Origin of the sequence: Cohnella herbarum (assembly GCF_012849095.1) — a bacterium.
Taxonomy (GTDB): Bacteria; Bacillota; Bacilli; order Paenibacillales; family Paenibacillaceae; genus Cohnella; species Cohnella herbarum.
Genome location: NZ_CP051680.1, coordinates 6,906,079 through 6,930,868, shown reverse-complemented (window position 1 = coordinate 6,930,868; position 24,790 = coordinate 6,906,079). Strand labels below are relative to the sequence as shown.

General features: G+C 47.5%; 18 protein-coding genes. 4 read left to right on the top strand and 14 right to left on the bottom strand.

From position 1 onward, the window contains the following. Nucleotides 1–28: 28 nt before the first annotated feature. The 3 genes from HH215_RS29210 to HH215_RS29200 are packed head-to-tail and all read right to left on the bottom strand — an operon-like array spanning nt 29 to nt 3,836. Nucleotides 29–853, bottom strand: coding sequence for an HpcH/HpaI aldolase family protein (locus HH215_RS29210; protein WP_169283096.1), 825 nt, complete (start codon nt 851–853; stop codon nt 29–31). Between the two features lie 34 nt (nt 854–887). Continuing rightward, nucleotides 888–1,340, bottom strand: coding sequence for a NanQ anomerase/TabA/YiaL family protein (locus HH215_RS29205; protein WP_169283095.1), 453 nt, complete (start codon nt 1,338–1,340; stop codon nt 888–890). Between the two features lie 33 nt (nt 1,341–1,373). Beyond that, nucleotides 1,374–3,836: a hypothetical protein gene (locus tag HH215_RS29200; RefSeq protein WP_169283094.1), complete on the bottom strand. Its 2,463-nt coding sequence runs from the start codon at nt 3,834–3,836 to the stop codon at nt 1,374–1,376. Between the two features lie 315 nt (nt 3,837–4,151). Here HH215_RS29200 and HH215_RS29195 point away from each other — a divergent pair, with 315 nt between their 5' ends. Beyond that, nucleotides 4,152–4,478 carry a phytanoyl-CoA dioxygenase family protein gene (locus tag HH215_RS29195; protein WP_254450259.1) on the top strand — a complete coding sequence of 109 codons (327 nt, stop codon included), beginning with the start codon at nt 4,152–4,154 and terminating at the stop codon, nt 4,476–4,478. Nucleotides 4,479–4,554: 76 nt separating this feature from the next. Here HH215_RS29195 and HH215_RS29190 read toward each other — a convergent pair whose 3' ends face one another. From HH215_RS29190 to HH215_RS29175, 4 genes are all read right to left on the bottom strand, one after another. Continuing rightward, nucleotides 4,555–5,889 (bottom strand): Gfo/Idh/MocA family protein, encoded by a 1,335-nt coding sequence (locus HH215_RS29190; RefSeq protein WP_254450258.1) that lies wholly within the window; start codon nt 5,887–5,889, stop codon nt 4,555–4,557. A 527-nt stretch (nt 5,890–6,416) separates the two neighbouring features. Beyond that, entirely contained in the window at nt 6,417–8,021 is a 1,605-nt protein-coding gene (locus HH215_RS29185) for an ABC transporter substrate-binding protein (RefSeq protein ID WP_169283093.1), read from the bottom strand. 60 nt (nt 8,022–8,081) lie between these two features. Continuing rightward, the gene (locus HH215_RS29180) at nt 8,082–8,951 is read right to left on the bottom strand and encodes a carbohydrate ABC transporter permease (RefSeq protein WP_169283092.1); all 870 of its coding nucleotides are present in this window, start codon (nt 8,949–8,951) and stop codon (nt 8,082–8,084) included. Nucleotides 8,952–8,963: 12 nt separating this feature from the next. Continuing rightward, the gene (locus HH215_RS29175; RefSeq protein WP_169284630.1) at nt 8,964–9,923 is read right to left on the bottom strand and encodes an ABC transporter permease; all 960 of its coding nucleotides are present in this window, start codon (nt 9,921–9,923) and stop codon (nt 8,964–8,966) included. A gap of 272 nt (nt 9,924–10,195) precedes the next feature. Here HH215_RS29175 and HH215_RS29170 point away from each other — a divergent pair, with 272 nt between their 5' ends. After that, on the top strand, nt 10,196–12,556 hold the full coding sequence (locus HH215_RS29170) for a helix-turn-helix domain-containing protein (RefSeq protein WP_169283091.1): 2,361 nt from the start codon (nt 10,196–10,198) through the stop codon (nt 12,554–12,556). 84 nt (nt 12,557–12,640) lie between these two features. On the opposite strand, the gene HH215_RS29165 is transcribed toward HH215_RS29170, so the two are convergent. The 7 genes from HH215_RS29165 to HH215_RS29135 form a co-directional block, all read right to left on the bottom strand. Further along, nucleotides 12,641–13,486, bottom strand: a complete 846-nt coding sequence (locus HH215_RS29165; RefSeq protein WP_169283090.1) for an amidohydrolase family protein — start codon at nt 13,484–13,486, stop codon at nt 12,641–12,643. Between the two features lie 18 nt (nt 13,487–13,504). After that, nucleotides 13,505–14,404, bottom strand: a complete 900-nt coding sequence (locus HH215_RS29160; RefSeq protein WP_169283089.1) for an aldo/keto reductase — start codon at nt 14,402–14,404, stop codon at nt 13,505–13,507. A 67-nt stretch (nt 14,405–14,471) separates the two neighbouring features. Next, on the bottom strand, nt 14,472–14,780 hold the full coding sequence (locus HH215_RS29155) for an L-rhamnose mutarotase (protein ID WP_169283088.1): 309 nt from the start codon (nt 14,778–14,780) through the stop codon (nt 14,472–14,474). Nucleotides 14,781–14,792: 12 nt separating this feature from the next. Further along, nucleotides 14,793–16,736, bottom strand: a complete 1,944-nt coding sequence (locus HH215_RS29150; RefSeq protein WP_169283087.1) for a DUF8034 domain-containing protein — start codon at nt 16,734–16,736, stop codon at nt 14,793–14,795. A gap of 34 nt (nt 16,737–16,770) precedes the next feature. Continuing rightward, entirely contained in the window at nt 16,771–19,242 is a 2,472-nt protein-coding gene (locus HH215_RS29145) for a glycoside hydrolase family 38 N-terminal domain-containing protein (protein WP_169283086.1), read from the bottom strand. Between the two features lie 36 nt (nt 19,243–19,278). Beyond that, nucleotides 19,279–20,043, bottom strand: coding sequence for an SDR family NAD(P)-dependent oxidoreductase (locus tag HH215_RS29140; protein WP_169283085.1), 765 nt, complete (start codon nt 20,041–20,043; stop codon nt 19,279–19,281). 400 nt (nt 20,044–20,443) lie between these two features. Further along, nucleotides 20,444–22,696 (bottom strand): AraC family transcriptional regulator, encoded by a 2,253-nt coding sequence (locus HH215_RS29135; protein ID WP_169283084.1) that lies wholly within the window; start codon nt 22,694–22,696, stop codon nt 20,444–20,446. A 244-nt stretch (nt 22,697–22,940) separates the two neighbouring features. Between HH215_RS29135 and HH215_RS29130 the strand changes: the two genes are divergently transcribed. Together HH215_RS29130 and HH215_RS29125 are read left to right on the top strand one after the other, a co-directional pair. Then, complete coding sequence (locus tag HH215_RS29130; protein WP_254450618.1) at nt 22,941–23,867, top strand: ABC transporter permease; 927 nt, start codon at nt 22,941–22,943, stop codon at nt 23,865–23,867. A 22-nt stretch (nt 23,868–23,889) separates the two neighbouring features. Continuing rightward, nucleotides 23,890–24,762 carry a carbohydrate ABC transporter permease gene (locus HH215_RS29125; RefSeq protein WP_169283083.1) on the top strand — a complete coding sequence of 291 codons (873 nt, stop codon included), beginning with the start codon at nt 23,890–23,892 and terminating at the stop codon, nt 24,760–24,762. The last annotated feature ends 28 nt before the right edge of the window (nt 24,763–24,790 follow it).

The following is a 24,790-nucleotide window of genomic DNA, read 5'->3' as shown; positions in this document are numbered from 1 at the left end:
TACCTTACCCTCTGATGAATTTTCTCGCTTATATATTGATGCGATTTTGCATTTCCCGAGTCGGATCGCCCAGCGCTAGTTTAATCTCTGCAATCTCGTCTGACATGCGCGCCATAAAGGCCGTCAGATCCGAAGCGTGAATAAGCAGATTCAAGCCAGCCTTCGCCCACTCGATTTCCTGATCAATTCCAAAAAAGTAGTGAATTCCCGCAGCAACCCCTGCCGCTCTCGCTTTCCTAATAATCGTTTCGACAGCCTCCACGAAGATCGGATGACGATACTGTTCCGGTACTCCCAGACTACAGGATAAGTCATGCGGACCGATGAGAACCGCGTCCAGTTGATCTACGGCAAGAATGTCGTCAAGCGCCTGCAGCGCCGGGACGCTTTCGATATTCACGATAAGCAGGTTGGATTCATTGTACTCCTGAATATATTCATTCAAATCCAATTCCGCAGGATCGGAGGGTTGACCTTGTCGTTCAGCCCGCTGTCTGGCAATCTGACCTTTTAATGGCCTGAGCTTGACCGCCGCCCTGAGCGCCTTGACTTGCTCAGCCGTCTCAATGTAAGGAGCGATAATCCCCGAAGCCCCGCCGTCAAGCGCCATACTCGCATGATAGGGATCCGGTGAAGGAATGCGCACAATCGGCGCCAAATCCAGCGCCTTGTAGGTTTGGCACATCCAGGACAGCATATTGCGATCCAGCGCCATATGCTCGGAGTCGAGAAAGACGAAATCCATATCCAGCTTACTCACTTCTTGAGGCCATCTGGGAGAAGTCGATACGATTAACGTGCCGTACACGCGCCTTCCGTTTTTCAGTTCAGCCATCAGCTGTTTGCTGTTCATCTATAAACCTCCGTTTTGTTGAAAGGATCTTCAATCAGTTTACTAACACCTTGATTACGGCCTTCTTGATCCATTTGGGTTCTCCGCAAGACAAGCAGGGCATGTGAGCATCCTGGGGAAAGAACACAACGAAACATCCTTCATGGACGGTCACGGTATCCCCTTCGCCCTCCAGCATGACGAAATCCTTAGTCGGGTCATACGGCTCCTTAACGTTCAAGCGATCCACATGGGTAAAGCCCATGCTTTCGCCTCCCTGCAACATGTACTGCACGTCGATATATTTTCTGTGAGCCTCCCAAAAGCCGTCCTTCGCTTCGCGAGTCTCGTAATGCTGCAAGAGCAGGAACATGTCGCTACCCTCGATTTCATATCTTCCCGGTTCCCAATCGATCACAGGATGATTCAGCAAATAATCAAACGCAGTCCTAAGCTTCGCATGCATTCCCGAATAAATAGCTGCATTTTTAAGTTGGTCCAAGATCATTTAATTGTGCCTCCCTTATAGACGCGACAGTGCTTATGCGGGCTGACCCCCGCTTCCATTTTTCCGTAGCCATAGTTCATTAATATATGGACCAATTCCCGATTCCTCGTTAATCCATACGATTTCCAATACCCCCGAAGGGATCATATCCGGAGTCACCTCGAACGTTTCCATCAATCCTCTGTATGTTTTGCCGCTGTCTGCGGTACTTGCACCATTGAGCGTCATATTTACGCCGCCGCCCCATAACCCCATAACTTGCAAGGTATACGAGCTCTGAGAGTCCAGATTAGAATAAGTCAGTTTTACCGGAGCCGAGTAATAGGATGAAAGATTGGAAATCCAGGCTAGCGGAGGGCTTGTCAACCCTGGTAGAATACGATCCAAAGTTTCACGACACAAAAGCGTATGCGAATTGCTGCCATTCAAAATGGAATATGCGGTTTCAAGCAATCCTGGATTATGTCTGATAAGCGCCGTATGGAGATAGCCGGGATCGTCCTTCCATTCATGGGAAATCTCAACCCGGGACAGCGACTGATCTGCGGCAAAGCTGTCATAAAACCCGCCCGCTCCGGGGTCGGTCCGGTGAATGATAGCGTGCAACGCCTTCATTCTGGACGGCTCCTCATCCATAGATCTTATAACTCTAAAGGCCGACAGAAGATAAGCGCTATCATTCAGCGGCGTGTCGATCGCTTCTACGAAAGCCCCTCGGGTAATGCTAACCCCTTGATGCTTCGATACCGTGAGCTGCGCGCCAATATGTTCGAACAATCGATCTGCCAGATCCAAACACTTGCTTCTATAATCAATACAAACCGGTTGCGTATATTTTCGATTAAAAATTTCTTCCGCCCGTTCCATTGCCGGTATTGTTCCCAAATCGTTAGCCTGACTCAGAACCTCCATCGCGCGCTGCTCTAGCTCTTCTTCATGAATCAACCTTCTTTGGACATACGCATCATAGTAGGCCCGGAGCAGCCCCGACTCGAACCGATAATTATGCAAGACCTTGTCGTCGGCTCTTTGCTCCATTTCCCTCCAATGCCTTAACGTTTGCGTAATTTGACGGTTCGCGATCATCGGCCCTTCAAAATTACGTTCCAGAGCAAGCAGGCCGTGAGCGATATCGTATTCCAGATCCGGGTGGATCAAGAAGCGGGCATATTCGCGCAGCGTTTCCAGAACAGGCGTTTCCGGATTCCAATCCTGTCCGCTCCATACAAATTTATTCACATCGTCGTTAATGCCCTCCGAATACGTTAACGAGCCAACGATTCCTTCGTCTTTAGAAAAGTTGTGAATATGCTTTTGCGCCACTGGCCGAGGATTGATGCATTCTCTAGAGTGCGTCAAGGCAAACGCCGTGTCCCAGTTGTGTACAGGATACTGGGCATTGATCGTATGCGTAATATCCGGGTAATTCCGAATTTTCATGCTACTAGGAATCAATTTGCGCAATTCCGGCAATGTATGCTTCTCCCATGGCGCAAATACAACCCCGGCAAGCCAGGAAGGCTCTTTCCTCACATTCTCGTAAAACGTATCTAACCATTCGTTCGTTGGATTGAAAGCTTGCGGGGATATCCACAGCTTTGCATTGGGGTGATACTTATTCAATATTTTCGCTACCATAGGCATAAAATCGAACAAGTCCTGAGCGCTTAACGCTCCGGGATCCCCGCCAGGAACCATAATATGATCGATTCGTTTGAGGGAACTAAAGATCTCCTCCCGTTCTTCCAATTGCCGCTTCAGGTAGGCAGGCTTCATAAATTCTTCATCGTTCCCCGTTGCCGGATACCAATTATCCGGACTGCCCATATTCGGATACCAGATCCATACATCCAAATCCATCGCATCGCACACCTCCGAAACATGACGCATCATCAACAATGGGTCATATTTCATAAGCGGGCCCGTTATTTCGTCATCGGTAATCGGGGGTACGATTTCGATACTATTCGCCCCGAACAAAGCGAGTTCTCTTATATATTGCGAGTAAATTTCAGGCGTCCAGGCGTCATAGGCATTCGTTTTCGGCCTATAACCCAGTTGGTGGCCTCTTAAAGAGAAATGCGGCGTCTCCGTTAAATCCGCATCGGTTGGAATTTCAATTTTGTCGTTCGTAAGATACATGATCCGAAGCAACTTTCCAACGCCGTACAGCATCCCCCTGTCGTCTGCCGATTCAATTTCGATGACTCGTCTGCCATCCGTTTGGCTTATTTGAATTCGGTATCCTTCTTGCCCGTAGGGTAAAGCGTTATCGCCATGGGAGCTTTGGGAAGGAATCATCTTAATAAGGATGAGAGATTGTCGATCGACGGAAGCGCAATCCGAAACAGGTAATCGGACACCTGATCTTCTTTCGATCTCTTCAATTAAAATAGAAACCGCATGCCTGCCCCTGTCGGACACGGATGCCGACAGAACGATACTCGCATCGGAAATATCGCATAGCTCCATGTCATTCTTCCGTTGATTTGTCATGATTCAAGCTCCTTCTGTTTATTTGGGCCATCTCGTCTTACATAGCCTTAAGCTACATCAACTCATCCGCAATTGGAATGTTCATCATTCCTTCTGAGGGTGCAAATCTCCTCTTGAGTCATGATTCATTTCTGGTGTCATGATTCATTTTTCCCCGCGGTTTCATATTTTTCGTTGCTAGTCTAGCAATATACGATCGATCCTGCTTGGGCATATCGAACATGATCGAACGGAAGGGAGCTCCCGGTCAAGCATCGCATCAGGATTATTACTATATCAAGAACGATCCGATGACGAATCGCGGCATGGACCGCCATGGAGGATTCGGTCGACGCGGAGAATGGATATCTGTGGGTGATGCCGGGCACTCACAAGCTCGGCTTACTTCCGCACGGTGCCGTCAAAAACTTGGAAGAACATGAATCCTGGACTGAGGAAACGGAGGGCGTAGATACCCAACAACAAATTCCGGTGATCATGGAAAAAGGGGATATTCTCTTATTCAGCGAACTTCTGATCCATTCCTCTAATAAGAACCGGAGTAAAGACCGTTGGCGCCGTTCCTACGTTTGTCATTACATCCGCGAGGATTCTCAGGTTCTTCATCGGGAGGATCTCCGTCAGAAATATCCGCTTTACTAGCAGAAAAGCCTTGAACCTCAACTTATCGTTGATGCTCAAGGCTCTTTTTCTTCCCAACTCGGAAGGAACGGAGCTTCTATTTCTTTGAACTTAACTCTCTTTTCAATTCGTTCGTATATTCCGCCATCAGGATCACGCGTTGTTCCAATCGGGATATGTCCGCGGCAAAAGCAATCAGATGGCTTTGTACGGAAGTTTTCGCTCCGGTTAGTCCTTTTTCAGTGCCGCCGCTTCGTACGAGACGTACGAAATCCCGCATAATCCCGTTGTCGCCGCCGCCATGCCCCGACAAATCGGTATCGATCCGGATCGTCTCTTTCTCGCGGGTAATGAAACTGGTCACCTCGATTTCGTTTTTCTCCATATCGGCTCTAATCTGTCCGTGCGTCCCCATCAGCTTCACCGACCTGCCTCCTTCATACGTAAAGGCGCTCATCGTAAAGGCAACCGTCACTTCATTGGCAAATTCCAAATTGACCACTTGATGATCGACCACGTTATTGTCGCAATGATACACGCATCTTCCGTAAGGTCCATCCTTCAAAGCCCGGAGCACACCCTCGTCGCTCGTGTCGTTGCTGACAACCGAACGAAGCACCGTGCCAACCCAGTCATCTCTCTCGATATACATTTTAGGAGCATAATAAGGGCACTCCTCTTTAACGGGACAACCGTCCAAGCAGCGCAGAGGAGCGTTCTCGGGCGCATTTTCTTTGCGAAAATGGGTCAAGGAACCGAAGGAAGAAACTTTGGTGCACTCCGAGTCTGCCAGCCACTGCAAGATGTCCATATCATGACAGCTCTTCTGCAAAATCATAGGACTCGAAGTTTCCGAATTGCTCCAGTTTCCCCTGACGAAACTATGGGCTTGATGACGATGCTCCACGTTCTCCGTATGCTGAATCGAAACGAGCCTGCCAATTCTACCATCCGTAACAAGCTGCTTTAATGTCGCAAAAAAATCGGTGTAACGCAGCACGTGACAAATCGAAAATACTCGGTTATATTTCTCGGCGTATTCGCCCATGATGATGCATTCCACAGGATCCGGCGACATCGGCTTTTCCATAAGAACATGGTATCCCTTTTCCAAAGCTTTGATCGCAGGTTCGTAATGCATTTTATCCTGCGTGCAAATCAGGACGGCATCCGCCAGCTTCGGCCCGGCAAGCAAATCTTCCCAGCTCGAATAGCAGTTCTCGTTCGAAATCCGATGTTCTTGGCGGAACAGTCCTCTTCGCTCAGGATCCGCATCCGCAACCGCGACGAATCGGATGTCATCCGGATTTTCCAGCGCATAGGGAGCATAGGCTCCCCTTCCCCTTTGTCCTGCTCCGATTAATGCTGCCGTAATGGTTCTCATATCGTTTCTCTCCTTATCTATTTTTTCTTCCATTGTGAACGTTGCCATCGCTGGATTCTCCTTGAACCGTTTAGTAGTGACTCTACGATTACACTGTACATGAGTAAACGAATACCGAGTTCAAAAAAAATCATACTTCCCTTCAAAAATCAGCCATTCCGATCACCAAAAAAAACACTTTTCTATAAAATTCGGTCAGCAAACTATTCCAACCTTACACAATCAGGGTTTTCTCCATGAACACGAAGAAAACCCTGATAGATTTATTCGATAACTTGTCGTCCAAACACAAAGTACTCCATCACGAAGATTATCGTAGATCACTCCAAATTAACGGACATTTCCTACTATTGTTACATCACGTCTATCAGCATGCACAACGTCAAACCGAATATTGGGATAAGCGTATTGTTATTAATTTTTGAATCAAGTATTCTTTAACTTTAGGCCATCCTCTTGAATATGAATCCGCCTCCTTTTGGGTCGCTTCTCTTCTTTGGAACATTCAAAAAAGGGAACTTCTAATGTAGACTCGATGTGAGATATACATGGAAGTTCCCAGTTGAGTTAAACTCTTATTTTTTTTCAGCTATCCAAGTATCTAGCTGTTTTTGCTTCTCAGCAATAATCGTGTCGGAGCCTGCCCGTTTCAATTTATCCAGGAACTGAGGCAAGTACTTATCAGGATCTATGGACCCGCTAGCGAGTGCGAAGTATAGCTCGTCGATGACAGCATCTACGTTTGCTTTTTCCGTCTTGACCGGCGTAAAGTCGAATACGAATCCCAACGCATTGGAAGGCGTTGCGTTTTCGTTCAGATCCACCCACATGTTCGTAAACTTGTTGTCGACTTCCCCGCCTTTCGGATCTCCTTCGAACAAATACGAGAGTTTCATGTTGCCGAATTCCCAAGGGGCAAAAGTTTGATACCCGCCGTCCGGGTTCGTTTCAATCCGATTCTCTGCTACTTTCGTGTAATGCTTGCCCTCAACGCCCCAGACAATGGTATTGTAAATTTCCTTATCCGTATTCAGCAGATTGAGGAGCATCATCGCCCGCTCTTTGTTCGGAGAATTGGCGGAAATCGCGGTAATGGTAGCAGCAGCCTTGTCAGTCGTCAGCAACGGCTTCACGAATTGTAGATCATAAGAATGATTATCCTTATTGAATTGGGACATTCTACCTGACGCTTCCATACCGGCTTGCTCAAAAGCCAGGGTGTCGATATCAATCTGGCCTATTTGAAGCGCGTTCTTTCCTGCCTTGCGGTCCGCCGACGTTTCTTTCAAAGTTGCAGCGTCTTTCCTCATGTATCCTTTGCTAAACCAGTCTCTCATCATCGTTATATATTCTTTGAATTCCGGGGTTTCGTACTGATTGATCACCTTACCGCCGTCATTTAAGTAAAGATCTCCCGGAGTCTTGGCATCACCTAAAGTTTCCAGGCCAAACATTGGCGGAGCCGTCAGGAACGGATCCCCCCCTTGACTATATTCCCACGGGATGAGGTTCGGCTCGTTCTTCTTCACCGTTTCCAGGAAAGGCGTCAAATCAGATAATTTCGTAACGGACTTCCAATCCAGATTATATTTGTCCGCAACGGCTTTCTGAATAATGTAGCCATATCCGGCGGTCGATTGCTGGAAGACAGGAACGCCGTATACTTTTCCTTTTACTCTCACAGCATCCCAGAACATATCCGGAATCCCATTCTTAGTGTCTGGAGCATATTGATCAATTAATTCATCTAGCGGCGCGTACGCTCCATTTGCTACGTTCTGAAAATAATTATTCGTACCAGCGGCAGTCCAAGCGAGGTCGTAGGGGTCGCCGGAACCCATCATGACTTTCATTTTTTCCTCGTATGCTCCCCAGTCAATCAACTTGAGACGAACCGTGGCGTTAATTTTCGGCTGAACGAGCTTGTTCAGGGCGTCCTCTACGGTCTGCAAATCCTTCTGCGGAGAGCCCGGGAAGTAGTACGTCAGCTCTACCGGATCCAAAGTTTCCTGAGGTGTTTCCTTAGCCGGTTGCGACGAACTAGCTTCCGGTTGCGTCGCACTTCCTTCTGATTGCTTGGCACTTGGTGAAGCCGTGTTGTTAGAATGATTTGTCCCACAACCTGCGAGCACAATCGCGAGTGCGGAAACAACGCTCAATACTTTATTCGTTTTCATCATCACAGTCATGACCTCCATTATTTTATATGCTAAACGGGACGATGCCCGGTAAAGCCCGACTTAAGTTTTTACGGAGCCCAACGTGAGCCCTTTGACAAAATACTTCTGAAGAAAGGGGTACGTGATCATAATCGGTCCTACTGCCAAGACGCAAGTTGCCATCCTGGCCGTCTCATCAGGTTGCATAGCAGCCGCTCTTAATGTCAAGGGGTTCCCCTGAAGAAACGCGATGTTGTTCATGATGGATTGAAGCAGAAATTGCAACGTGTACAACTCGCTGTTCTCGATAAAGAGTGCTGCGGTAAACCAATCGTTCCAATAAAATACCGCTACGAACAGTCCGATTGTAGCCAGCACAGGCGTTGACAAGGGAATGACCAGTTTTAAGAAAGTATTAAACTCGCCTGAGCCGTCGATTCTTGCAGATTCTATGATCGATTCTGGAATCGTTTTGAAAAAATTCCTCATGATCACCACATTTACCGATGAAACCAGGTAAGGTACGATGAGCACGAATATCGTATCTTTCATATGAAGGTATTTGGAAAGCAGAATATACCAGGGTACCAATCCCCCGCTGAACAGTAGGCAAAACACCACTAGAAAAGATACGATATTCCTGTACTTCACTTCATTTCTGGACAGGCTGTATGCAAACATGGAAGAAATGACTAAATGAAATAACGTGCCTGCGACGGTAACGATAATGGTCACTCCATATGCCCGAAGTATGGGGGAATTCCCAAACAGAATATATTTATAAGCGTCAAAACTAAATGTCTGCGGTATAAGACGGTACCCGCTCTGGAATATGGACTGTTCATCGGTTAACGAAACGGAAAGAACAAGCAGCAAAGGGATCAGGCAGATTACGGAATAGACCATAAAACTGAGATTAAGCACAATCCTGGACAATTTCAGTTGATTCATCTCGTCATCCTCCTAGAATAAAGCGCTGTCACGGTCGTATCGTCGAATCAAATAGTTGGATGCTAAGACGAGAACAAATCCTACGCAGGACTGGTATAAGCCAACAGCCGAGGACATTCCGAAATCACCCATTGTTTTCAGAGCCCTGTAAACATAGGTATCGATAACATTGGTTGTGCTGAACAACACACCCGAATCCTTGGTCAAGGTATAGAACATTCCCCAATCTCCAAAAGCAGCGTAAAAAATTTTGCCCGTCTGCAAGAGCACTAAAATAATCGTAATCGGGACGAGCATCGGAATCGTGATCTTAACCGCTTGTTGGAACTTGCTGGCGCCGTCTATTTTGGCCGCTTCGTAAAATTCAGTCGAGATCGAGGAAATACCCGCCGCAAAGATAACAGCAAAGTAGCCTACGTTTTTCCAGACATATGCCGCCGGCAAAATAAATCGCCAGTATGCAGGTTCCGAATACCACGACACAGCCTCTATTCCAAAGTACTGAAGGGCATGGTTTATAATCCCTCTATCCACGCTTAGGAAGGAAAAAAGCAGATATTCAGCCACGACCCACGACAACAGGTAAGGGAGAAGCAATATGCTTTTGTACGCTCCCGCAAGAAAACGATTACCGATTTCATCAATCAAGATAGCGAAAATTAACGCGAGTCCAATTCCTAAAATAATGAATATCAAGTTATAGAAGATCGTGTTAAACGTGATCTGAAAAAAAGCGTCCGATTTGAAAAGAAACTCAAAATTTTTGAACCCGATCCAAGGACTCTTCAATACGCCTTTAAACGGATTGTATTGCTGGAAAGCAATTACGACCCCGAACATCGGCAAGTAATAAATGACAAGAACGAAGAGCAGACCAGGAAACATCATGGCATATAACGTCTTGTTTCTAAAGATTTCACTGAAAAAAGGCAACGGTCGGCGAGTGCTTGATCTCTTGGTTTTGGATTTCATGGTCACTGTTTCCACTGGTGTTCTCCTTGAATTCATTTTGAATGGTCGACTTGCACTGTTATCGTAAATTCCTACAGTGAGAAAGGAAACAATAAGATTCGATATCACTCCGATTTTTAAATCAAGATGATCTTAAAAAAAGGTTCAAATCTCTAAAATATGACTCTTCAACCCGCATGGGGCATTTTCCCTTTCCTTTTTAACCCATAATCCTTTAAAATGAACACACATCACCCATCGCATTTTGTGTAAGAGAGAGAGGCGTTTGAAACTTGGATTCATTTAAAGTCCGCACAAGCATTTATAAAAAACTGCTCCTCTCCTTTGTGGGTATCATTACCGCCTTGATTTTGGTCGTTTCTTCCATGCTGTATTACAATTACAATTCGTCATCCATCTCAATGCTTAAAGACATGAAGGCAGATATCTTGTCCAAAACAAGCTATAGCGCCGTGTATATGGATACGATTGCAAGAAAGTTTTGCCAATCGCTTTCCTTAAATAATCCCATCATTGCCTTTGCAAATAGCAATGATGAGGATATTCTCAATATCAGCACGGCGATTCGAACCTTGAGCGCCCTGGCCATCCCCAACACATATATCCATTCGGCCTATGTCTACAACAAAAAAATCGATACGATTATTTCCACTCCATCGGACACGTTCTACAGTAGCTCCGACTTCTTTGACAAGGAAATTATTAAGATGCTTAATCGTCCCCTCAATAGCAAGATCCCGACTCTTTATCCGATTCCAAGAAAAGTCGCTAATCCTGAGGGGGCAAACAAGAAATTTGCAAACGTATACACTTATGTTTTGTTCGATACAAACGATAATCGGGAAAACTTCAATAACGCCATCGTATTGAATGTAGATGCCGATTGGCTGAGGATGACGATCTCTTCTATCGACACCAAGATGAACAATGAAGGCAATGAACTCTTAGTGGTGAATGAAAGCGGTATCACAATCAGCCACTCGTCACCTGACATGTTCATGAAGAACATCTCCGATCAAGACTATATCCAATCCATCTTGTCTTCCGAGGAAGCTTCCGGCACTTTTTTCGACGATATCGACCATAAGAAAAATGTGATTTCCTATGTATCCTCCGAAAACCTGGGATGGACGTTTCTGAGTATCACGCCATATGATTCCGTCTTTGCCAGTGTTCAAAGAAACAGAACCATTACCATTGTATTTTGTTTGGTTGTCCTACTTCTGGGCTTATTTTATGCCTACCTGGCTTCCAAAAAGCTGTACCGTCCAATCGGCGTCCTTACGAACGGTATCAAGCAAAGGCTAAACCCAGAAAGCAGAATGGATACTAACATGGACGAGGTTGGCTTTCTCACCAGCGCTTTTAACGGAATCATCGACAAGACAACCTACTTGGAAAATATGAAGAGAAACAGTGCGCCCCTCTTGAAAAATGAATTTCTTATAAAAATATTGAATGGACATATCGTTCTTCCAAATGGAAAACCGGCTGCCACCGGGAAAGAGTTTAATATTGATTTAGATTTTAATGATGTCGTGTTTTTGTATATCTTAAAGATCGATTTTTACAAAGATTTTGTCGAGAAATATAATGAAATCGACAGGTCCTTATATAAATATGCCATAGCGAATATTGCCAAAGATGTGACTTCCGAGTACTTTGTCAACGAAGTGATCGATACCGCGCCCGACCAGCTTGTGGTCATGGCGAACATTGACGAATTATTGGAAAACCCGAATATGATCTATGACTCTTTTCATGTAATCGTTGCTAAAGTTCAGAGCTATGCCCAGCAACATTTGAATATATCGTTGTCGGGTACACTCGGTTATCGAATAGAGTCGCCTGAACAAATTAAACCTATTTACGAACAAACACGGAACCTTTCCATGTATAGGATCCAATATGGGCATTGCAGCATCATTACACCTGATATTCTAAAGAAAGTGGATAACGGCCACTTTAAGTTCCCGACGTCCAAAGAAAAACAACTTATCGACTCGTTAAAACTAGGAAGCGGCAATGCGGCGAAGGAAACGTACAAGGATATTATTAAAACAATCGAACGTTCTTCCTATGATAATATCGTAACCTCTATCATCTACCTGTTTTTTTCTATCTATAATTCGCTAAATCAGATCGTTGCAGAAGCTCCATCCAAATTTAACGATATATCCTTAGACTTTCTTCATAAAGTAACTGCATTTGAAACACTTGAAGAGATTGAAGAGACTTTTTTCGAGTTAATCGATGATATTATCCTCTTGAAGGACGGGACGAAAGACAGGAGGAAGAATGAGATCGTCAATCAAGTCATCGAGTACATCCATGAACACTATCCAGACAAAAACCTATCATTGAATAGCTGTGCAGAATTCCTTTCCCTATCGTCGGTCTATCTTGGCAAGCTGTTTAAGAATGCCGCCGGCAAATCCGTAGCTGAATACATCACTACGATCCGGATGGAGAAGATTAAACACGACTTGGAAAATAGCAGCATGCCAATAAACGATATTTTGGAGAAATGCGGAATAGAGAAGTCGAATTACTTTTATACCAGCTTCAAAAAATATTTTGGATTCTCGCTGACTGAATATCGGCTAAAGGTTAGCAAGATCAAAGATGAGTGAGCCGCTTTCGGAAATCCATCGTGCATTTCAATCAACCTCACGAAAAAAGTCTCGATCCCCGATCGAGACTTTTTTCGTATTTATTTATTCCGCATCCTCCGAAATCCGATAAAAGCGAGCCGCCGTACCTCCAAATATTGCGTCCTTCTCCGCCTCCGAAAATCCCGACAGCGCAAGATGCGTTTGTTCCCACACTTCTTCATAGCTGCCGTTTAATAACGCAACCGGCCAATCGCTTCCGAACATTAATCTGTCCGCGCCGAATAGATTCACGGCATACTCGATGCAGGGTCGGAGCGTCTCCGCCGACCATCCGTCGCCGGCAGCCGTATTTAACCCGGACAATTTGGCGAATACGTTCGGATTTTCCGCCGCTTGTTTCATCTGCCTCGCCCATTCCTCCCATCCGTCCGCATGGAATGGCGGTTTGGCCAAATGGTCGATCACCATGCGCAGATGAGGGAGCTTTTCCGACAATACCGGAATATGCTTGAGATGATGCGGAAACACGGCGACGACATCATAGGTGAGCCCCTTCTGCTCGAGCAGTCGGAGCCCTTCGAGCACTTCGCCGCGCAACAGCCAATCCGGATCTTGCTCCCCATGTATAAGATGCCGGACACCTTTGAATAGAGGGTTGCTACTATACCGTTCCAGACTTCGCGATGCTTCCTCCGGACGGTCCAACGGAACCCAGCCGACTACGCCTCCGATCCAGGAGCAAGCGGCAGCCGTCTCCAGCATAGATTCGGTATCTTCATAGGAATCCATAGCTTGAATAAGAACTGTTTTATCGACGCCGATCTTATTCAATACGGGTGCAAGCTCCGATGCTTCGAAGTTACGGTAAAGCGGTCCGCTTTCAGGACCGAGCCAAGGGTAACTGCATTTTTCCAAATTCCATACGTGCTGATGGGCATCGATAATCAAAGTCCTGTTTCCTCCCCCTTAATCAAACAACGGCCGTCCTTGGAATAGCGCATACACTTTGTCCATCTCTTCGGACTCTAAACCTTTGCCATCGCAAAAAGACAGATTCGTACGCAATTCGCCGAGCGAAGATGTCCCGGTAAGCGTGACGTGGATGTCGGGGTTGCTCAAACTGAACCTCATCGCGGGCTCAATGAGCCCTTGCGGCTCGGTTTTCCGCAGAAAAGCCAATTGCTCCATCCGGTTTATCCCTTCCAGACGAACGTCCTCCCTTAGAAAAGGAGCCGGTGTATCCGCAAGGATCCCCATGCCTAGGACACTTCCATTGATAACGCCCATATTCATCTCCTTGGCTAGCGGGATCGTTTCATCCTTAGCCGTATGATCCATAAGCATATATCGCGCATAAAATTGAATCGAATCGAATTTCCCGGTCGTCATATGTTTCCTAAGCACGGGCAAATCCCGCGTTGTTACGCCTATGAACCGGACTTTGCCATCCTGCCGCAGTTTCTCGAGTGCCGGTATCGTCTCGTTTGCAATGAGCTCAAAGGGTTGAGTTTCTACATCGTGAAGCTGCAAAATATCGATCCATTCCGTCTTCAGCCTATGCAGACTATCTTCGACGGACCGTATCGTCGTCTCGTAATCGAAGCCCATATCGAATCGAGTTGCTTTGGATGCCAGGACGACTTGACCTCTGCGGCCGGCAATCGCTTTGCCAATTCGTCGCTCCGATTCGCCGCCGCCGTATAAAGGCGCAGTATCGATGAAGTTGATGCCCGAATCGATAGCCTCGTGAATCATAAGCTGCACTTCGCCTTCGTCCGTCTTGCCGAAATCGCCCGCAAGCGGCGCTCCGCCTAAGCCCAGCTTAGAAACCTTCAGCCCTGTTTTGCCGAATATCGCATATTCCATGTATTCACCGCATCTCGATTTTAGTAAAAACGTACCCGAGACGATTCCGCGGGTACGCAATAAAGATCTAGCTTTGCAACCGGTAAACCTCGCTTGCGTCTTTCCACATTTCGGAAAAGCATACGCCCGTAAGCCGATGCCACTCTTCTTCCAACTGATGATCGATGACCTGATCCGGAATCGCCGACGACGGATCGGACTCGACGATCATAAACAAGGTATAACCCTCGCGGAAAATCCGCAAAGACACGATGCCCGCTTCCCGCATATGCTTCTCGTTACCCGCTGGAATTTCGCGGTGAAGCTGTTCGTACCGCATGACTTGATCCGGGTGGAGATGAGCCACTTTTACTTGTGTTATCCTGTTTGCAGCCATGCCTCTACTCCCCTACGATTGCTTCGGACTTTGATCGCCCCGTCCACGGATGACGCTATTCTTCTCTTCGCTCGGCCAAGGCATGTCGTACGTTGGAGAATAGACATACCTCTCCATGGCAAGTCTCAAGGTGATGCCCGTCCCCGCGGGCAGCGACACGCGCAGCCATTTTCCCTCGATCGGAAGCGATCCGGCCACCTGGCCTGAAGCATCGATGATCTCTCCGGCACTAAACCTATGTTCGCCGAATACGCCGGCTTGCACGATCAGTTCCCGATCATCGAACAGGCTTGCGTTGACCAAATGAACCGTAGCCGAATCGGGCGTCAACTTCTCCACCAAGGCCGATATTCCCGGCGGCAGTCCCGGACGCTTCGCGGTTGCATCGAAATAGCGAACGCGACCATGTTGCAGACCGCCGTGCGAAATATGCATCGGTCCGCCTAGCGTTAACTGGACGAGTCCTTCGAAATAAAGCGGGCACATTTCCTGCCAGATGTGAATAGCGGAATAAATGCCTTCGTTGTAATGCTCGGTCCAACCGTGCGGATCTCCTTCGGGAGAACGCATCTTGGCGAGTTGATTGCCGATCATTTCGTAATTGGCGCTCAGGATTCGTTCCGGATAATCCGGATTGAGCCCGCGGATATACTGATACCAAGGCTGCGTATTGCCGATGTAATGTTTCGTCTCCCGCCCGGTTTTCGGGTCTCTGCCGGAGAATGCAGGTACGATGACCTCGTTCCAGTCATGGTCTTGCGGAATCCGCTCGATGCGTTCCAAATCTTCATCCGCCATCGACGTCGTCCACAGATAGATCGGATATTTAGGCAACGCTTCGCGGTAATCCGTCCATCCGCTATCGAAATGCTTGTACGGAACAACCCATTTCCCGTCTTGCTCCTTGCGCAATTCCCAGTTGCGATCCAACTGCTCTCTGACCAACTGCAACCCGTTCATATCCCCAGTAAGCAATACCTGGTTCATGCAGGCGTTAGTCAGCGGCTCAACGATCGTCATGAAACCGTGCGGCCAGCGCCACCCGTAATAGCCGCCCCACCACTTGCCATCGTTGAGCTCTCCGATTTGTCCTGAAAGCCCGACATTGTCAGGGATGATGCCGCCGTTTAATCGTGCCCGCTCCTGCCAAGCCTCTACATATTCGGTCACCCAGTCGCTGAAGCGCTTGTCTCCGGAATGCAGGAAAGCGTGCGCGATCAAACTCGTTGCGTTCAAATTCAGCGGCACGTCGCCGCGATTCATCCGTTCGTTCATCTTGGCAATGATCTGCTCATAGACCGCATCGTTCGACCAAGCGCACTTACCGCTCGCGAAATCTACGCCGGGAATATCTTCGTAAGGAGCCAGGTAATCGTCGAGGATTCCCCGATGAGTGCTCCAGTCCTCCTCGTTCACTTCGAATCTAGGTCCGCGGCTCCCGTTCAGCGGCGACCGGATCAGCTTCAGTTCCTTGTCGTAGTTCGGCGCCTCCGGATCGTCTCCCGTGTACATGGCCGCGAAGTTCTTCGCGCGCTGGCGGTCTTTCAGCGTGGCAGGCCCCGCCAATCCAAGGAAATACAAGTACAAATAACCTTCGCCATGATGCATCCAGTCATAATAAGCGTCAAATTCCCGGTCAATTTGTCCGTATTCCGTCCATTGCCAAGTGATGCCCTCCCATATTTTGCGGGAGACTTCATGCAACTCGCTGCTCCCCCCCAGCACGTACAGGAGCGCCAAGTTCATAAACCCTTCGTAAGGATCATCCGATCCGTCCATACCCGGCCAATGTTCGAACCAAATGAGCGTGCCGTCGGGATGAGTGTACCGTTCGACGAACTCTTTGGCCGCCTTGTTCAACGTTTCGAAAAGCACCTGCTCCTGCAAGGCCCATTGCGGCGGAACGACCCGCTTCGAGGCACGGACATGCGCAGGCGATTGATAAGCGGAAGCCATTGCCCATTCTCCTTTCCAATATTCGAATAGTTTATTAATCCTTCAACCGAAATGCGGTTACTCCCGCGTTCATGCTATGACAATAACGAACCGCCTGTTCAGGAGACGTCCAGTCCTGTCCCCATGTCACGTTGTAACGAAACTCGTAGAATCCTCCTAGCGTCGCCTTGAAATTCGTCTCCCAGTAATTCGTCATCGGCCAGGAATATAACGGATGATTCCGTTCTTCGCCCTGCTGTCCGTTTAACAGCCTGGTCTCATAAGTAAGCGGGCCGGTCTGCAACAACGGCGCGTCGGGAACCCCGATGACGATTCCTTCCTTCTCGTCCAGAAGCGCGAATCCTTCTTGCAGTGCGTAAAAATCCAAACACGTACCCGGCAGTTGATCGATACCCGGGCGCACGAGCGCACCCGCTTTATCCAGCCACAATTGCTGATTCTGTTTGTTCGTATCGAAGGGCAACGAGATGTACACGTTTTCCGGATCCCATACGCTGTCTTTCAGCATCCGTACGGCGACATCGACGCGAGGCAAATCCCGGTAGACCGTCAGCAGCAAAGAATAATACTGCATTCCGTCCGTCTCGTATTTCAATTCGACCGTACCGTACAGAGGACCATTCGCAACCTGGTGCGCTTGAACAAGACGTCCGACCGAGCGTTGAGCATGAGCGCCTTTACGATTGCGTCCCATTTTGCCTCGTACTTCCACCTGCCGCTCAGGATCCGCTTTCGTCACTTCATATACCGGCGAGAAAGCGGTGTGCGCCGCATCCGTTCTCAGCAGGCTTCGACCGCTGGCCTTTTCTTTCCATGACACGATGCCTTCGCCCGTTTTCCAACGGATCGACACATGAGGCGTGTCTACGCCGGTTTCGGTGATACGGATCACTGGCATGTCGGAAACAGGGCCGGGATACAGATCATCCAGGTCGAAGATGCGGATCTTTCCCTGCAGCTGCGTGCTGCTGGTCGTCTGACCGTCCGCTTTGGCGGAAGCCGCCCGCACGTTGAATACGCGTTTCTCGTTCGGCAGCAGGCTTACGCCGATAGATATCTGGTTGCCGCGGCTGACGTTCTCACGCTGATGAGTCACGGCTTCGCCCGTCGCTTCGTCTACGACTTCGATGCCGTTCGGAAAACCGGGTAATTCATAGTTTTCGAGATAAATACGGGCGATGTCTTCCACCGGATGATCAAACGAATTGATCGCTTGATAACGAAGCGGCATGCCGGGGGTCAACGTCGTCTCCCCAAGTTTGTGCAGCGCTTGATCGAGCGCGGTGTAGACAAGACGGCTCGCATTGGCCGCGTACGCTTCCTTGCGAACGCCAAGTGTTTGCACCATCGGATGCCAAGGTTCGGCGATCGAGGAATGATAACCCCACGTATGCTCCGCGTACATCATTAATTCGTGCTCCGCTTTCAAAAGCTGCGACTCTGGAACGAGACCGGCGCCTTTGTCCAATCGCCGGACCAGACCGTACGTGCGTTGGGCGTCCCGGAAAATTTGCGTGTGCATCGGCGTAGAGGCAGTGCCGTCCGTCCACCAATCCGGCCAGTCCCCGCGATAAACCGGAATTTCGTCCGTTTGCGCGCGTACATGGGCGAAAAAGCGGGACAACGTCGTCATCTCCATGCTTACCGCCTCCCCGTGCTTGCCGTTCCAGTCGTTGATGAATGCGGCTACGGCCCCGTTCGGAGAAGCATTATCCCGAAGCAGCCCCATCACGTTCACCAGGACGAAATCATACGGATAATCCTCGCTCTCCAATTGCTTCAAATATCGTTCGATTCGCGTTTCGGCGATTTTCCAATGATCTTGGAGTAATGTATAACCACCGCCCACTGCATTGTCTATGAATTCGTCTTGAATCGTATAAGAGAGCACCATATTCGGGTTTAACCCCAAATCGTTGCCTACCATGTAATGCTCGCCGTTCCAGACGAGCAGTTGTTCTCCGCTTGGCGTCTCCCAATAAAACGGCGTCTGTTTGCGCCCGATCGGAAACATCCCATGATGAGTGTGCACGTTCGATAGCAAGGAATCGATGCCTGCATCCAGCAAAGCTTGCGCATAGCCCCAACTGTAGCCGTTAATGTCGGCCGTCATGGCCGTCGTGACCGGAATGCCGACCGTGCGTCCGAATTCACCGGCGGCGGACAGTTTACTGCGCAGGATGTCGTAGCCGATCAACTCGCTCATATTCAAATACGTACCGGACAACTCCAGATCTCCGCGTTTTAATGCGGCGACGAACCGTTCCCTCTCCGACGCGTCCGCTTGTTCCAGGAATCGCTCGACCGCCCAGAACGTTTCGCACGTCCATTTGAATCCTTGCCACTCCGGATGCAGTCCCGCTTCCGCCTCTTCCGAGATGCGTACCGCCTGACGAATAAAATCAACATGATATTGTTCGATTTTCTCCTGCCTCTCGGTATAGCCGATGTCGGAATGGGAATGATGGACGGCGTATATCTTCCACTTTCGCGTTAACGACTTCATTGATTTTCTCCTCCAAGTCCGATTCTATTGCGTGAACTAGCCCAGCTTGTGACCGCCATGCATAGGAATAAGCGCCCCGTTGACCCATGATGCCTGACCGCTGCATAAGAACAACACCGCATCCGCCACCTGCTGGGGCGACCCGACATCCGATCTTAGCTTTTCGGATTCCGCAACCCGCTCGGCTTCGACCGCATCATCCATCAGCTGTTTAAACCAATCGTTCAGAAGCGGTGTTGCGATCCCCGCCGGAAGTAAGGCATTGCAACGGATCCCCGTATCCTTCAGATCGAGCGCCAGTCCTGTCGTCAGATGGTTTAGCGCCGCTTTAAGAGAGTCATAAACGAAATTGCCCGCAATATTTTTTTGGCTGTTTAAGGAACTGATATTAACGATCGAGCCACGGGTCTCTTTCAAATACGGCAGCGCCTTCTGAACCAGAAAAAATCCCGACTTTACATTAACTGCAAATAGCCGGTCCCAATCCTCGTGCTGAACGGTTTCTATCGGCTTGTTGCAAACCAAGGCGGCATTGTTGACGACAATATCGATTCTCCCCCACGACTTCACGGCTTGCTCTACGATCGTATCCGGAGCGGAGGGAAGGAGCTGATCCGCTTGCACGAAGATCGCCGTTCCTCCGTCCCGTTCAATTCCTTCCACGACTTGTCGCCCGTTCTCCTCATCCCGTCCGCAAACGACGACGCGAACGCCTTGCTTGGCTAAGCTCTCGGCAACCGCTTTGCCGATTCCGCTAGTGGATCCGGTTACTATCGCAACTTGATTCAAAAATTCAGCCATCTCCACCTATCTCCCTCTCCGCGTCATTGACGTTGAATGGATTCACCTATTTGCTATGAAAGTAGATCTACTCCCCTCCACTATACAAAGGTCGATGAATACTGAAATCAAATAAAACTAACTTTCCTACAAAAAACCGCCATCGTGATCTCCAATAAAATCACTTTTCTTTAATATTCCGACCACGAAGCCATTTCGCTGCCGAATCGGTTATGATCGGGTAGCACGATCGCGATGTCCCCATACTAGCACCCTATCGTTCTATTACAATTTCTCATTTCTAGAATCAGTCCTTGATCTATGACAATTCCGATTACGGATTCCAGACATGAGTACTCAAATTGAATATCGGTTCTCATTCTTCGAATATAGAAAAAAAATCCGGAGCGGCTCTCGCCGCTTACTCGGATTTTTTCACTAATATTCGATATTGGGCAGGCGTCAGTCCGTTCGTTTTTTTGAACAATGCGAAGAAATGACTTCGGCTGGAAAATCCCGAATGCTGCATAATCTCCATAATGGTTTCATCGGTAGTCGCAATGAGTTCGGTCGCATGCGTCAGACGAACATGATTGATATAGTCATTCACCGAAAGATGACGGTACTTCTTGAACAACTTCCCTAAATAGGGCGGGGAGAAGCCCACTTCATCCGCAATCGTATCGAGAGACAATCCAGGATTGGTGAAGTCTCTTTGAATAATCCGATTGACATCTTCGAGCAGATCCAAATACTTATTATCCTTTTTGGATTGCAGTTCTTCAGCCAAATGCCCGAACAGTTGGCGGAAATCGGATTTGATATTGTCCAACGTCTCGATCTTTTGAAGCTTGGTCAAGTACGTATTAAAGTTGAAATTTACTTTCATTGAATGGTTGGCTTCCAGCACTTCAATCGCGTATCGAATGGACAGCAGCAATCGGATCAACACCGAGTTTAGCACCGTATAGCTGTAAGCGGACGCATAACCGATCATGTCGAACAATACCCGGTCCGCTTCCTCGAAATGTCCTTGAATCAGAGCATCCGTCAACTCTTTCTCTTGATCTTGCGGATATTTGAAGTCTTCGTTCCTAATGGAGACGACACTCTCGGAGATGATGGCTTGATGTCCTAAGATCATACGGTAATACGAGAGATCAAGCGTCTTTAAATAGTAGAAATTGATATTCGAAATCGATTCGAAAGGCTGGCTAATCGTAATGGAAACGGACAGTCGCAAATACTTCGACGTATTCAGTTGAATTTCTTGCAAGAGCTCTAGCAGCCGTTCCTGCTGCTGCGACTCTTCTTCGGCTTTGAAGTTAATCAACAACAGAATCTGATCTTCTTCCACTTCGATACATTCATGCTTATACATGCCGGAGAGAAGCTCCGAAATGATGTTCATCATGGCGAATTTCAGCAATCCACGGTCTTTCGAACTATATTGGGAACTGAACTCCGAATAATGATCGATCTTGAACAGGAAGAGCTGGAGGGATTCCCAGGGTTCAAGCTCGATATTGAATTTATTAAAGATTCGGAGAATCGATTGATCGGATCCGAAATCGCTGGACTGCACCAGTTTTCTTAATACCTCTTGCTTCCGACTATAAAACTCCTCCTTCTGCTCAGACTCTAGCGTATGGTAGTTCTGAATGACGAGCTTGACTGGCACATATAACCTTCGGGAAAAATAGAACGTGAGCAGAACGCTTCCGGCCAGAAAAATCAACATAAGCAGTAACGTTTTCTTCTTCATAATCTCGATTTCCTGAACGATCTTTGTATAAGGAGTAACGCTGACCAGCTTCCAGTCAAATACGCCCGTATCCGTGTACGTAATAAAAGAATCGACTCCGTCTGCGTTCATATGTAAACTGCCTGACGGTTCCTTCGAGGAATTGATGATTCGGGTATATTCGAATTCGTTCATATCGCTAAGCAACGGATGATTCGGATCTCCGGACATCAGCCTGCCCTTCGAATCGAGAATGAACATCCGGTTATCGCTCTGTTGATCGGATATGCTGATGTTTTGCTTGATCCAATCCTCGGATATGTTGAGAATAATGGCTTCGCTTACTTTTCCTTTCTCTAGCTGCGTGTCAAAAAACAAGTATGTATACACGTTGACGGTTTTGGACGCACCGCTCGAGATGCCGGACATGATATTTGGTATTTCGCGAAGGACGATGCTATGAGACCGATTATTTTGGATATCGTCCAAAATCGAGAATATTCCCTTATCGCTAAAATTCCCTCTATTATATAGAAAGTTTTCGCTCGGCACCGAATATACCGTTTGTCCGTTATAAATGTAAATCGATTGCAGAAACGGATAAATCGTTTTGTAGGATTGCATTTTCGTCTGATATTTCACATAATCAATGGCCGCGACATCCGAATACAACAAATCTTTGATCATATCGTCAAAAAAAGCGGTGGTCGCCAGCGATCTAACCGACTGGGCCATCACCTGCACATTCTGGCTCGTGTTTTGCAATTCGGATTTCTGTTGGTTGTAGATCATTTGAAGCGCGAAATCTTCAAAATTCTTTTTTAATATCGACGACTGAACGAACAGTAAGACCAATGCGCTGATTAGAAACGGCAGCAATATCGTCAGAAACAACTGAAACGGATTTTTCAATACAAGTTGCTTAAACATGGTTTGCTACCCCCTCCATTAATGAAGACTATCACAATCGTGAAAAACTGAGCAAATACAATTACCTTCCGGACGTGAAAAGTGTAAATTCAGTACAAAAAACCAAATTAAGCACTCCTATTTTGCTCCGTAAAGGACAGAACAATCGGATTAGAAATTGTTTTCTTACATGGGGTTGCTAGTATTAAGCCATGAACAGGCGATTGGCAAAATAGAAACGGCAAAGGAGTAGACGCTTGTGGCTATGGCAGCAACAAATAAAAAAATGAGTAAAACGCGATCCATGAAAACTTTGACGCTTACGATGCTGGCGCTCCCGGCAATTCTGGTGATTTTCGTATTCTCGTACATTCCGATGGCGGGAATTTTTATTGCCTTTAAGAACGTCAATTACGAGCAAGGCATTTTCCGCAGTCCTTGGAGCGGCTTTGAAAACTTCAACTACTTTTTCAGCTCTAGCGACGCATGGATGGTCGTCAGGAACACACTCGGGTACAATACGGTCTTTATTGTGGTCGGCACCTTGCTATCGATTATATTTGCCCTCTTGTTAAATGAAGTCATTAGCCGCAAATTTTTGAAAACGTATCAAACTTTATTTTTTTTCCCCTATTTCTTTTCTTGGATCATCGTGGCGTACATGGCATACTCGTTTATTGGACCTTATGGGATTGTGACCGGCTGGTTGGAAGACCTCGGATTTACGTCCTTCGATTTTTATACCGAAACGTGGATTTGGCCCATCCTGCTTACCTTCATTAATGTATGGAAAGGGTTGGGCTATACCAGCATCATTTTCTATGCCGGAATTCTCGGCATCTCGCAGGATTACTTTGAAGCGGCTGCAATCGATGGCGCATCTAAATTCCAAACCATTATTAAAATTACGTTGCCGTTGCTTATGCCGCTGATTACGATCATGACGCTTCTGTCGATCGGGAAAATTTTCTATTCGGACTTCGGCTTGTTTTTCTTCGTCCCGAGGGAAGTCGGTCAGTTGTATCCGGTCACCCAAGTTATCGATACGTATGTATACCGCATGCTTAGACAATCCGGAGATATCGGCATGTCGTCGGCAGTCGGCTTGTTCCAATCGATGATGGGATTCGTTGTCGTCCTGCTGAGCAACTATATGGTTAAAAGAGTAAACGAAGAGAACAAACTGTTCTAATTTCTAAAATGGAGGTGAGCTTATGACGCTCCGTAAAAAACTGCCGAAAATGTTGATCCATCTCGTGTTGATCTTATTCGGCATCGCTTGCATCATCCCGCTAATCTCGATTATTTCCGTTTCGCTAAGCGACGAAACGACCATTCTACAAGAAGGGTATAGCTTTTTTCCCCAGGGCTTTAATTTAAGCGCCTATGCCTATGTGCTATACAAACCGGCTCAACTCTTGAATGCATTGAAAGTGTCTCTGCTCGTCAGCGCTATAGGTACGATCATTTCCGTGCTGATCTCTGCGGGCATTTCCTATGTATTATCCAGAGAAGACTACAAATATAAGAACTCTCTAAGCTTCTATGTGTTCTTTACGATGCTGTTTAACGGCGGTCTTGTTCCGACCTATATCCTCATCAGCAATTACCTGCACCTGAAAAATACGATCTGGGTACTCATTCTGCCCTATCTGGCGATTCCCTGGTTCATCTTGATCCTGAGAACTTTCATGCAGAAAATTCCGCACACTATCATTGAATCTTGCATGATCGACGGCGCGAGCGAGCTCCGGATATTTATCCAGATGATTCTACCATTGGCTAAACCGGGACTAGCCACCGTCGGCTTGTTCACCATTCTTCAATACTGGAACGATTGGTGGCTAAGCCTGATGTATATCGATAAGGAAAGTCTCGTTCCGTTGCAATATATGCTGTACCGCATGATCAACAACATCGAGTTTCTTACCCGTACCGCGAGCATTATGCCGGGAATGAACACCGTTCCCGCCGAAACGGCCCGGATGGCGATGGCCATTCTGGCTGCCGGTCCGATGCTTCTAGTGTTCCCCTTTTTCCAAAAGTATTTTGTCAAAGGGCTTACGGTAGGCGCGGTCAAAGGATAGCTTAAACATGGATTTCGATCCATTTTAA

What these genes read in the sequence shown, in the direction of transcription:
- HH215_RS29210 (WP_169283096.1), bottom strand. Translation starts at nt 853, where the DNA reads ATGAACAGCAAACAGCTGATGGCTGAACTGAAAAACGGAAGGCGCGTG.
- HH215_RS29205 (WP_169283095.1), bottom strand. Translation starts at nt 1,340, where the DNA reads ATGATCTTGGACCAACTTAAAAATGCAGCTATTTATTCGGGAATGCAT.
- HH215_RS29200 (WP_169283094.1), bottom strand. Translation starts at nt 3,836, where the DNA reads ATGACAAATCAACGGAAGAATGACATGGAGCTATGCGATATTTCCGAT.
- HH215_RS29195 (WP_254450259.1), top strand. Translation starts at nt 4,152, where the DNA reads ATGGAGGATTCGGTCGACGCGGAGAATGGATATCTGTGGGTGATGCCG.
- HH215_RS29190 (WP_254450258.1), bottom strand. Translation starts at nt 5,889, where the DNA reads ATGGCAACGTTCACAATGGAAGAAAAAATAGATAAGGAGAGAAACGAT.
- HH215_RS29185 (WP_169283093.1), bottom strand. Translation starts at nt 8,021, where the DNA reads ATGATGAAAACGAATAAAGTATTGAGCGTTGTTTCCGCACTCGCGATT.
- HH215_RS29180 (WP_169283092.1), bottom strand. Translation starts at nt 8,951, where the DNA reads ATGAATCAACTGAAATTGTCCAGGATTGTGCTTAATCTCAGTTTTATG.
- HH215_RS29175 (WP_169284630.1), bottom strand. Translation starts at nt 9,923, where the DNA reads ATGAAATCCAAAACCAAGAGATCAAGCACTCGCCGACCGTTGCCTTTT.
- HH215_RS29160 (WP_169283089.1), bottom strand. Translation starts at nt 14,404, where the DNA reads ATGGAATATGCGATATTCGGCAAAACAGGGCTGAAGGTTTCTAAGCTG.
- HH215_RS29155 (WP_169283088.1), bottom strand. Translation starts at nt 14,780, where the DNA reads ATGGCTGCAAACAGGATAACACAAGTAAAAGTGGCTCATCTCCACCCG.
- HH215_RS29150 (WP_169283087.1), bottom strand. Translation starts at nt 16,736, where the DNA reads ATGGCTTCCGCTTATCAATCGCCTGCGCATGTCCGTGCCTCGAAGCGG.
- HH215_RS29145 (WP_169283086.1), bottom strand. Translation starts at nt 19,242, where the DNA reads ATGAAGTCGTTAACGCGAAAGTGGAAGATATACGCCGTCCATCATTCC.
- HH215_RS29140 (WP_169283085.1), bottom strand. Translation starts at nt 20,043, where the DNA reads ATGGCTGAATTTTTGAATCAAGTTGCGATAGTAACCGGATCCACTAGC.
- HH215_RS29135 (WP_169283084.1), bottom strand. Translation starts at nt 22,696, where the DNA reads ATGTTTAAGCAACTTGTATTGAAAAATCCGTTTCAGTTGTTTCTGACG.
- HH215_RS29130 (WP_254450618.1), top strand. Translation starts at nt 22,941, where the DNA reads ATGGCAGCAACAAATAAAAAAATGAGTAAAACGCGATCCATGAAAACT.
- HH215_RS29125 (WP_169283083.1), top strand. Translation starts at nt 23,890, where the DNA reads ATGACGCTCCGTAAAAAACTGCCGAAAATGTTGATCCATCTCGTGTTG.